Raw genomic sequence first — 9422 nt, forward strand, 5'->3', positions numbered from 1 at the left:
AGAAGTAGCAATCCAATGCAGACAATTGTGGATAATCAGGGGATACTGCCCTCCAAAACCATCAGTTGAGATGTGTTTGGACAATATGCTCGCATATGCCCACACAATAACAAGGCCATAGGCAACATCCCTGTTTTTCAGCATTGTCACGGCTCCTATAAGAAAGCCAAGAATGATTATTATAGATGCCCATGTGGGTTCACTTAAACCAAAACCCTGCCAGTTCAGACTGACAAGAAGAACAGTGGCGTTGGCAATGGAGGAAATTGAGAAGAGAATTCCTATTTTATTTAGTAATTTACCTCTGGCAGTATCCGTATTGTCCTGAAATACTCCAAGCTGATATAGTGTATATCCTGCCAGCAGCATATAGATGAGTCCCCAGATTGCAAAGGTCCAGCCTGCCAGGGCAAAGAGGTTGGGATAGAAATCCGATATCTGGCCGGTAGTTAGTCCATTGATAGGGAGAGCATTGGCCAGTGAATTGACAATAATCATTGCCAAAAAGGTTACTGTGGTGATTATTTTGATCATCAATGTTGGCTGGTTTTGTTCTATATTTCCCTTACCTTTGAAATATTTCTGCAAACTAATTGATGTAAATCAGGAGAGATATTTGTATCGCTGCTTATACTTTCTTCCTTTCAATCGCCTGCCAGACGTGGACTCCCTTGGACATGTAGACCAGACTTACCAGCAGGTAGATCTGGTGCCAGATAAATGAAGATACAAGATTGGATTTCCATTGCCCTGAGAGCAGTGCCAGGCCAAAAATAACCCATACTCCGATGCCCCATAAAATATTGATCCCACCCAGTACCACCGACCAGAGTATCACTGCCAGGAAGAATGAGGCAGGTGCTATGAAGAACATAATAAATCTCAGGGGCAGCACAAACAGCCCGAATTTTCCGTAACTGGGTGAGATCAGACCGAGATTGTGCAGAGTGGCTTCCTGCAATCGTGCCGAACGCCTGAGTTTCTGGCGGCGCTGCTGGCTCATGTCATTGGTGATATATTCAGAGAACCGGGCAGAGGATTCGTAGAGGCAACGGTAGCCATTGCGGATGATGCGCAGCGCCATGCCTGCATCGGATGCACCCTTTGTTTCGGGAATCGGAGAAAAGGCTTTTTTCCTCAGCACAATAAGGGGGCCATTGAAACAGTAGGTGGAATGCAGGCCGCTTTCCCAGGAACACATCTTCCCATAAACATCCCTGTAAGCCTTCTCGGAATGGGTGGTAAAGGAATCCCTGCGAGCGATGGGTTCCAGTTCCCCGCAGACCGCTCCAATCTTCTCATCGCTGAGCAACCGGCCCAGGGCGTGGTTTACCGCATCAGGCTCAAAGGTGACATCTGCATCCGTTGTCACCACAAAATCGGTAGTTGCCTCTCCTACTCCCATGTTCACCGAGGCATTGGTACCGGTACGTTTTTCCTTCACGATCACTTCGCCGGATAGGTCATACTTTTTAAAAGCCTCTGCAGCCAGCCCTACCGTATTGTCTGTGGACTGGTCATCCACTACAATCACATGAATATTTTCTGCAGGATAATCCATTTCCACAAGGTTTTTGATGCGGTGTTCGATGACCTCGCTTTCATTGTAGGTGGGAATTACCACTGTGATCGGAGGCTGGGAATTAGGCGTGTGGATTTTTGAGTTGGGGGATCTAAGGATGGCCAGGACGTAAATAAGATATGTAATAACCGGGATGGCGGTGAATATTATTGCTGCGATGAGTAGGGAGTTCATTGGTCTGGATTTGGGTGTGAATGGGATATAATTGTTTGGGATGTTATGTATATATTTAACTTTTAGAGCAGGAGTATCCTTCCGTAGTGTGTGTGTACATAGCGTGATCTTTGCAGGCCACAGGCCGTATTTATTCTCTGTATCCCGGGCAGTTGCAGGAGTTGTCCGGACAGACTCATTCTGTTATCGTGGATGGCAGGAATGTGGTGGAGCCGGATGCTTTTATTGATGCAGGGTTTGTGTATAAGGGGATTGGCAGAGGGGATAAGAACGGGCATAAGATGTTTGAGTAAATACAGATCGATACATATCTATACTTTATAGGGACAAGTATAATTATGAATAGATAAAGAATAATCTATGATAAAAGAACAGAGGAAGAAAAATGAGTGCACTTGCATTGGAAATACCTGATGATGTTGTAGATGCGATTCATTTGCCCCCGGAGGATTTGGATCGGGAACTGCACAAAGAACTTTCTTTGGCATTGTATCAACGTGGTATACTTTCATCCGGTAAAGCCTGTGCTCTTGCCGGGATGACTCGATGGGAGTTCGAGGAACTTTTGGGGCGACATGGAATTTCCCGTCACTATACTGAACAAAATTTGGATGAAGATCTTGATTATGTCCGAAGCCATCAGTGATTCTTCCACTTTGATTCATTCTGCAGGGATTGGTCGCCTGGAGTTAGTCAACTACCCCTCCCTTACGACAAGGGGCTTGAATGTCAATTAAGCATTCGTCTGGGTGGCTGACAAGCACCCCAGAGATTCCAGGATATACCTGTAATCTCGTGTTTTGTGTTCAATATTCATTGCACCAATTAAGTCTGCATTGTTTTCATAACCACATTTTTCACATCTAAAAGACAATCTATTACGATTGTTTTGTGAGATATGATTACATCGAATACATGTTTGAGAAGTATAAGAAGGGTCAACATAATGTGTAATTATGCCTGCTTCTTTTGCTTTGTATTCAATGAACGTTTGTAATTGACGAAAAGCCCAACTACTGTGGTTATGTCTTCTCTTTTTGGGAGTTTTATAAAGAGTTGAGTCACGTATTCCTGATAAATCTTCCAGACCTATTACAGATACACCTTTTTCAACTGCAAATTTCACAATTTCTTTTGAGATTGTGTGGTTTACATCTCGCATAAGACGTTTCTCTTTACCTGCAATATGTTTTAACATACGTTTTGCAGATAAAGTTCCCTTCGATTGTAAACGCTTTCGCATTGACTTGTACTGGTTGCGAATATTCTTAATTTCACCCCCAGCAAAAAAACTACATTTCCTGTCGGTAGTGGAAGCAACAGCAAGATAGTTCATACCAACATCTATACCCATAAAGGTAGATGCATCTGTCAATTCTTTATCAGGGATTTCTTTCTCCACACACAGATGGAAATAATAATCTCCATCCCTGTGTTTTACAACTTTGGATGCCTGATATTTCCATGAACCATCAAAATACTGTTTTGCGTAATCATAATTCAAAATGGAATAAGATTTTCTTCCATTAATAGTGGTTATTTTGACCGTATCTTCACTAACAGTAAAATCCCTTTTGTAAGAAAAGGTCATCGAAGACGGCGAAAATTGTACCTTTTGCCATTTCGACTTTTTCTGTTTGCTTAATGTTTTGTAACATCCTGCCACCTGTCTTGGAATGTTGCAACTCATCTGGGATTTTAATTTTAATGTTTCACGAAGATAGGAGTAAACTTCCTTCTGTAATTTCATTGCTGGAATTGGTTTACCATTGTCAAAAACGATTTCAGAAGCATAATTCATTCCATCTGAATATTTCTGCATAGTTTCCACTAAATCATTATCAGGATTTGTTATTTTCAAGATAACTGTTTTAGTGAGAAACATACAATAGTATGTTCACTTACATATTATAAAAAATTGCTTTTGTGAAATATCAGGCGCATTCCTCTCCTACCTTACGAAAAGGAGAATCCTGCTCGAAAAGTTGAAAGAATTTTATGATAAGACCCTCATTACGCCTGATGTGTGGAAGGAGGTTGTTGAGGAGGGCCATGGCAGATCCGGTGCTCTTGAGGTGAGGAAAGCCCACAGTTTGGGTTGGGTAAAGATCATGGCACCTGCAAATGAGTCCGTGGTTCGATTGCTTAAGCGGGAATTACATGCCGGAGAGGCTGAAACTATTGCACTGGCTATTGAGCAGCAACCTGATGTAGTTTTTCTGGATGAGTCCGAGGCAAGAAGAGTAGCGAACCTGTATGGATTGCGGATAACCGGAATTATTGGTATTTTGATGCGTGCGAAGTCTGAAGGCAGAATTATGTCTCTTCAGGATGAATTAGATAAACTTCGTAACGAGACAGGATTCTGGATTGACGATAAATTGTATAATCGGGTTTTACAATATGCAGAGGAATAACATTATTAATGCAGCCATACCGGATCGGCCTTTCCTCAATGATTCAGATGATGCCAGGAATACCCCGGCAGAGCCCTATCGTGATCTATTGATCGATGCAGGTGCGGAGGTTAAAGTACACGATCCGCATGTCCTGCAGTATCCGGATGTGGAGATCTCCCAAGACCTGGATGCAGTGCTGGACGGTGTGGACGCAGTGGTGATCTTTGCAGGGCACAGGCAGTATTATTCTCTGGAGCCAAAGGTTTTGCAGGAGTTGTCCGGACAGGCTCATCCAGTTATTGTGGATGGCAGGAATGTGGTGGAGCCGGATGCTTTCATTGATGCAGGGTTTGTGTATAAGGGGATTGGCAGAGGGGATAAGAACGGGCATGAAATATTTTGATTAATTTAGTGTTATCAACACCTCAAATTGTGGCTATCATATCTGAGCCACAAATCAAATTTTATTTTTATTGCGAGGTCAAGAGGCCCGAGCTGAGGTCATAGCACGCAATGTTGCCATTATCTAAAGGGCCGCAGCTAAAAACTGGCGGGCGGCTGCCTGGTGGCTTGAGCGCAGTTGTCCGGAACTTAGCGAAAAGGGAATGTGGAGGTCAATGTGAACCAGAACGTTTCCCGCACGCAGGTAAATCTTGCCAAGATTGCCAATTCACCGGAGGTGCTGGAGAAGGCCAACGAATTGTCCAGAGAACTGAATGAACTATACGAGGAGGACAAGGACTGATCTTTTTGCAGGAGGTGGCTTTCTGAGGGCGACAATCCATACAACCGTGGACAGGAATACACTTTCGGTAATCTACTGGGTGATGAAGGAGCGGAAGTGCAGGAAAAGCATGGCGCTTGACCATATTGTTGGAGAGTATGAAAAGCGTAAACGGAAAGCTCAGGTCGATGAGGAGGCGGAGAGGGTTATTGAGAAACTTGCGGATAGGGGAGGGAGGAGGGTGTGAGTGTTTGTTGGGAACGTTTGTGCTGATTTGTTTGTCTGTGAGTGGATATTAATTAAAAAATCTTTTATTTATATCGGAATAATATATAAATGAATTCATAGAGTGTAATGCTATACTCTTTATTTTATGTAGCACTATGCAGAGATTTCTTATGGAAAATATAGCCGATATAAAGGCATATTACTAGATTCAAAACTGAGAGAGTAGAAACTTTTAGTGATATTTCTGTTAACGTCTGAATGTCGAAGCTAATTGGATATGAAAGGCCACTGAAAAAAAATGATTTTACATGTGAGCCTAAAATCCAAAAATAAGTCATTTGGACCAAAAAAATGTGCCATGATGCTTGGCCTAGTTTTTTAATTAAAGATTGAATGAGATTTGTTGCATCTTCCGGAAAATAGGATATGCCTGCAACAATAATTAGGAGTGTCCATAGGTAGGAAGGGGAATGCTGACTTGACCATGCAGGGTATATAAATGATGGTTGATAATTGAGATAATTAACTACAAATATATAAATGGAACTAAGTAATGCACCTAAAATAAGGATTTTAATAGGGGTTTTGTGGTTTATTGCAAGCCAAACTCCCAATGCTCCTGCAAAAAAATAACGTATATAGAGGAGTCTATAAACATCTACAGGGACAGATAATAGTATCATTAATTGTTCAAGTGTTAGGGAGATCAAAAAAGTAAGGGGAATGAAATATTTGGGATATTTAATAATCCAAACATATAGAATTGGTAGTATTAGAATATGTTGTATAATTAATGGTACAAAATAACTGCCTGGGCCATGTCCTCCTGAAATAAAAGAAGTTATTATGTTTGTGATTTGAATCGGGCCTACATCAGGATATATATATATATATATATATATATTATTTGAATGGTAAATACTACAATGAAAGGAACGATTATTCTTTTTATGCGACGAGAGAGTAACCTTATACTATATAATTGAAGCAACGTTGAATTTTGGTGGCGTTTATATGATAAAGCACCAACATATCCAGCAATAATGATAAAAATTGGAACTGCTTGCCATATATGAAATGGAGCACCGGTTATCAATAATAATTCTCTTGGCCAAGTATGTAGCAAAATAACTGAAATTATAGCAAAGCCCTTTAAGATGTCAATCTGATCAAGGTGAACATGTCCTTGTGTTATGGTAATCCCTCATTCATCAAATATGTCTGTATATCATATTTTGGATATTAAAAGTTCGTTAGTTCTTTGCTTTATTCAGTAGAATATTTTGATTTGCAATGTCTTTTTGAACCTCTTTTAAATTGTCTTCTCTTAAATATCCTGATTATTTTGTTTCCTTGGCAGAGTCTGTCAATATCGTATTGTATCTGTAACTATCAGGCTTCATATTTCTTTTTCAGGTCTAAAATTATTGAACCTCCATATGTGATTATATTTGTAGTGATTTTTGCATACATATTTTCTTTTTGGGAGGGAATTAGTTGGAAATCTCTTTGTATACACAATCTGACAAGAAATTATTGATGTGTGCACAAGAGCATTTCGTTAGTGTGGATGAGGATGACTAAATAATACATATATATGTCACAATTGTATCACGTATACAGTGGCTTTTATGATATAGTAGAATTATCTATTTGTAGAAATCTGGTTTAGTATGTTCATATTACGAATATCATCTGAGAAGGAATTTAAGTCCATCCTTGGCGTTTCGAATGTAACCTGAGTATTATTTGCAAATCTCATCAGATTCTTTAAGAATTCAAAATCGTATTCACCCTTCCCAATCGCTAAATGTTCATCCTTCTCATAATTCAATCTGCCATCTGCAATGTGAAAATAAGAGGGATTCAATTCCATAAACTCCGATATAAAATCTTTGTAATCGAGCCTTAAACTAATTGCAGCTTTGACTGCATGATTCAGGTCCAGACAGAATCCAAATTTTGATCCCATCAACGATTCAATCTGTTCCGGCGAATAGCCTATCATTTGCTCATCATAAAGTCCGATTTTTGGCATATTTTCAATCAATATTCTATCATCATCTATCATTTGCAGAAAATCCAGCGATTTGTCAATGGAACCAAATCCCGGATGCAAAACCAGATACTTTGCATTCAGTTTATCAGCCCATTCTATACATTCATCAATGACTTGAATATTAAAATCCCATTTACTCTCGTCCGCAATGTTGAAACCATGTCTTTCAGTAGTGATATGTATCACATACGGAACATCCTGCTTCAGGAAAGGGTCTATTTCAGTATTTGGGATTGGTGTGAGCTCAATATACTGGAAGACATCTTCTTTTATAAGGCAAGCAGCTTTGTCAATAACATCTGCATTGGTAGACCAGAGTTTCAAACCAAAATTCATTCAATCAAATCCCATTTCAAAGGGGTTCCTGGTTGAATATCTGTTCGTGCTTTTTTGCCTATTACGGAAGAAAGATGGCACGGGTGCAAACCAAACCCCGGTCTTATGGAACGTACATTATTATCGGTAAAAAACTCTCCTCTTTTTATATCATTCACTACAAAAAGAGAACGTGAAAACTCCCGGCTCCGTTTCATTTTCTCCGTAAGCTCATAACTAACTCTCCCCAGCGCTTTTTCAACGTCTCTTACAGAGTCAACCATCTCTTTGAATTCATGAGGCTCAAGCGAAAACTGAGCATCCGGTCCACCAATGTTACGGTCCAGTATGAAATGTTTTTCAATTATTTTAGCACCGAGTGCAGTAGCAGCTATCGGCACGGAGGTCCCAGGTGTATGATCTGATAGTCCTACAACGGTTTTGAAAGTATCTTTGAGGTTTGGAATTGTATTGAGGTTTATTTCTTCAAGAGGAGAGGGGTACGCAGAAGTACATTTTAAAAGTGCTATCTGTTTATTGCCCATCCGTTTACATGCATTTACTGCTTTTTCAATATCTGTAAGTGTGGCAATACCTGTAGAAATTATTACAGGTTTTCCTTTCGATGCAACATATTCTATGAGAGGAATGTCTGTAATTTCAAAGGAAGCGACTTTGTAAGCAGGAACATTCATGTCTTCAAGAAAATCTACTGCAGTTTTATCGAATGGCGATGAAAAAAATATAAGCCCCATCTCTTCAGCGATTTTCTTGAGTTTGGGTTGCCATTCCCATGGAGTGTATGCTTCCTTGTAAAGCTGGTACATTGTCTTTCCATCCCAGATGGTACCCTGCTTGATCTGGAAGTATTCGTTGTCACAGTCCATGGTAATAGTATCTGGAGTATATGTTTGTATTTTGACAGCATCAGCCCCAGATTCTTTTATGGCTTTTATTGTATCGATTGCCAGGTCATAATTTTGTAGATGGTTGGCGGATAATTCTGCTATTATAAATGAGGGGGACGAATAACCTATACTTATGTTATTAAAATACATGTACATTGTATAACCTTCGAATAACAAATAGATCAATTAACTTCAAATAGTCAGCAAATTATTAGATACTTGACGTATAAGAAAGTTACATTTTTAAATAGATTTGGTATGAAGGAATAGATTTGTAATCATTTTATTCCTAATACATCAATCAATTTAAAGCCAATATGAGAATATAAAAGAGTCGTTGTAGTATGAATATAGGAATTGGTGTAGACATCGATGATATATCTAGGTTTGAAGAAATTAAGGGTAATAAGCCTTTTTTAATGAAATTTTTATCAACACAAGAATTGAAATATTGTTATTCAAAAACAGACCCTACACCTCACATTGCAGTAAGATTTGTAGGAAAAGAGGCTGTAATAAAAGCTTTGTACAATATAGGTATATGCGATGTTTTTTTTAAGGATGTACATATTCTTAATTAGAACAATGGTGTACCATACATAGAAATGAAAAAACATGAAGACAAATTAAATATAAAGATTAGCTTATCTCATTCAAAAGAAAACGCTATTGCTTTTGTGATAGCTATGGAGGTTACTGACAATGAGTGAAGAAGATACTATAAAAAAGATATTTGGAGAAGTTATTGGAATCGATGAATCAGAAATTACTGATTCTATCGCCTACAATTCATATGAATCGTGGGATTCACTGGTTCATCTTGAACTTGTAAATGAATTAGAAGATACATTTGATGTGGAATTCGAAATGGATGACATTATTGCAATGGAAACATTTGGAAAAGTCAAAGAAATCGTAAAGAAATACCTTTCTTGAGTCCAACAGTGATAGATATGAATTTTGTTGATTTCCTGTTTGAAAATAGTAAAGATTTAGATAAGATAGCTATAGAATATGGTGACAACTATATTAA

At 39.0% G+C, this 9422-nt stretch carries 13 protein-coding genes and 1 pseudogene; 8 read left to right on the forward strand and 6 right to left on the reverse strand.

The window, feature by feature from the left end; all coding sequences use genetic code 11:
- Both A9957_RS07390 and A9957_RS07395 read right to left on the reverse strand, forming a co-directional pair.
- Positions 1 to 534 (reverse strand): annotated as a pseudogene (locus A9957_RS07390) (tryptophan-rich sensory protein); the annotation flags it as partial.
- 94 nt (positions 535 to 628) lie between these two features.
- A complete protein-coding gene (locus A9957_RS07395; RefSeq protein WP_292343712.1) occupies positions 629 to 1756 on the reverse strand; it encodes a glycosyltransferase in 1128 nt (375 codons plus the stop codon).
- 110 nt (positions 1757 to 1866) lie between these two features.
- On the opposite strand from A9957_RS07395, the gene A9957_RS07400 reads away from it, so the two are divergent.
- Together A9957_RS07400 and A9957_RS07405 are read left to right on the forward strand one after the other, a co-directional pair.
- Positions 1867 to 2049 (forward strand): hypothetical protein, encoded by a 183-nt coding sequence (locus A9957_RS07400; protein WP_292343713.1) that lies wholly within the window; start codon positions 1867 to 1869, stop codon positions 2047 to 2049.
- A gap of 92 nt (positions 2050 to 2141) precedes the next feature.
- Entirely contained in the window at positions 2142 to 2402 is a 261-nt protein-coding gene (locus A9957_RS07405; RefSeq protein WP_105461017.1) for a UPF0175 family protein, read from the forward strand.
- An 87-nt stretch (positions 2403 to 2489) separates the two neighbouring features.
- Here the strand turns inward: A9957_RS07405 and A9957_RS07410 are convergent, their stop codons facing one another.
- Positions 2490 to 3578 carry a transposase gene (locus A9957_RS07410; RefSeq protein ID WP_292343715.1) on the reverse strand — a complete coding sequence of 363 codons (1089 nt, stop codon included), beginning with the start codon at positions 3576 to 3578 and terminating at the stop codon, positions 2490 to 2492.
- Between the two features lie 163 nt (positions 3579 to 3741).
- Between A9957_RS07410 and A9957_RS07415 the strand changes: the two genes are divergently transcribed.
- The 4 genes from A9957_RS07415 (at position 3742) to A9957_RS07430 (ending at position 5126) form a co-directional block, all read left to right on the forward strand.
- A complete protein-coding gene (locus A9957_RS07415) occupies positions 3742 to 4173 on the forward strand; it encodes a DUF3368 domain-containing protein (RefSeq protein WP_292343716.1) in 432 nt (143 codons plus the stop codon).
- Entirely contained in the window at positions 4160 to 4558 is a 399-nt protein-coding gene (locus A9957_RS07420; RefSeq protein ID WP_367121907.1) for a UDP-glucose/GDP-mannose dehydrogenase family protein, read from the forward strand. The genes A9957_RS07415 and A9957_RS07420 overlap by 14 nt, the downstream gene beginning before the upstream one ends.
- Positions 4559 to 4774: 216 nt before the next feature.
- Positions 4775 to 4900, forward strand: coding sequence for a hypothetical protein (locus A9957_RS07425; protein WP_258082633.1), 126 nt, complete (start codon positions 4775 to 4777; stop codon positions 4898 to 4900).
- Positions 4872 to 5126 carry a hypothetical protein gene (locus A9957_RS07430; RefSeq protein ID WP_146107120.1) on the forward strand — a complete coding sequence of 85 codons (255 nt, stop codon included), beginning with the start codon at positions 4872 to 4874 and terminating at the stop codon, positions 5124 to 5126. The genes A9957_RS07425 and A9957_RS07430 overlap by 29 nt, the downstream gene beginning before the upstream one ends.
- 849 nt (positions 5127 to 5975) lie before the next feature.
- Here the strand turns inward: A9957_RS07430 and A9957_RS10600 are convergent.
- From A9957_RS10600 to pseI, 3 genes are all read right to left on the reverse strand, one after another.
- Positions 5976 to 6308 carry an acyltransferase family protein gene (locus A9957_RS10600; RefSeq protein ID WP_367121908.1) on the reverse strand — a complete coding sequence of 111 codons (333 nt, stop codon included), beginning with the start codon at positions 6306 to 6308 and terminating at the stop codon, positions 5976 to 5978.
- Positions 6309 to 6752: 444 nt separating this feature from the next.
- Positions 6753 to 7502: a TIM barrel protein gene (locus A9957_RS07435; protein WP_292343718.1), complete on the reverse strand. Its 750-nt coding sequence runs from the start codon at positions 7500 to 7502 to the stop codon at positions 6753 to 6755.
- The gene (pseI, locus tag A9957_RS07440; RefSeq protein ID WP_105461024.1) at positions 7499 to 8545 is read right to left on the reverse strand and encodes a pseudaminic acid synthase; all 1047 of its coding nucleotides are present in this window, start codon (positions 8543 to 8545) and stop codon (positions 7499 to 7501) included. Before pseI ends, A9957_RS07435 begins: the two co-directional genes overlap by 4 nt.
- A 188-nt stretch (positions 8546 to 8733) precedes the next feature.
- On the opposite strand from pseI, the gene A9957_RS07445 reads away from it, so the two are divergent.
- Entirely contained in the window at positions 8734 to 8970 is a 237-nt protein-coding gene (locus tag A9957_RS07445; RefSeq protein WP_105461025.1) for a holo-ACP synthase, read from the forward strand.
- Positions 8971 to 9091: 121 nt separating this feature from the next.
- The gene (locus tag A9957_RS07450; RefSeq protein ID WP_105461026.1) at positions 9092 to 9325 is read left to right on the forward strand and encodes an acyl carrier protein; all 234 of its coding nucleotides are present in this window, start codon (positions 9092 to 9094) and stop codon (positions 9323 to 9325) included.
- Positions 9326 to 9422 lie beyond the last annotated feature (97 nt).

The sequence above is a fragment of the Methanohalophilus sp. DAL1 genome, from assembly GCF_001683555.1.
Taxonomy (GTDB): domain Archaea; phylum Halobacteriota; class Methanosarcinia; order Methanosarcinales; family Methanosarcinaceae; genus Methanohalophilus; species Methanohalophilus euhalobius.

Bases quoted from the DNA above. Each gene is read 5' to 3' on its own strand.
- A9957_RS07395 (WP_292343712.1), bottom strand. From the start codon at position 1,756: ATGAACTCCCTACTCATCGCAGCAATAATATTCACCGCCATCCCGGTT.
- A9957_RS07405 (WP_105461017.1), top strand. From the start codon at position 2,142: ATGAGTGCACTTGCATTGGAAATACCTGATGATGTTGTAGATGCGATT.
- A9957_RS07410 (WP_292343715.1), bottom strand. From the start codon at position 3,578: ATGCAGAAATATTCAGATGGAATGAATTATGCTTCTGAAATCGTTTTT.
- A9957_RS07420 (WP_367121907.1), top strand. From the start codon at position 4,160: ATGCAGAGGAATAACATTATTAATGCAGCCATACCGGATCGGCCTTTC.
- A9957_RS07430 (WP_146107120.1), top strand. From the start codon at position 4,872: ATGAACTATACGAGGAGGACAAGGACTGATCTTTTTGCAGGAGGTGGC.
- A9957_RS07435 (WP_292343718.1), bottom strand. From the start codon at position 7,502: ATGAATTTTGGTTTGAAACTCTGGTCTACCAATGCAGATGTTATTGAC.
- pseI (WP_105461024.1), bottom strand. From the start codon at position 8,545: ATGTACATGTATTTTAATAACATAAGTATAGGTTATTCGTCCCCCTCA.
- A9957_RS07445 (WP_105461025.1), top strand. From the start codon at position 8,734: ATGAATATAGGAATTGGTGTAGACATCGATGATATATCTAGGTTTGAA.
- A9957_RS07450 (WP_105461026.1), top strand. From the start codon at position 9,092: ATGAGTGAAGAAGATACTATAAAAAAGATATTTGGAGAAGTTATTGGA.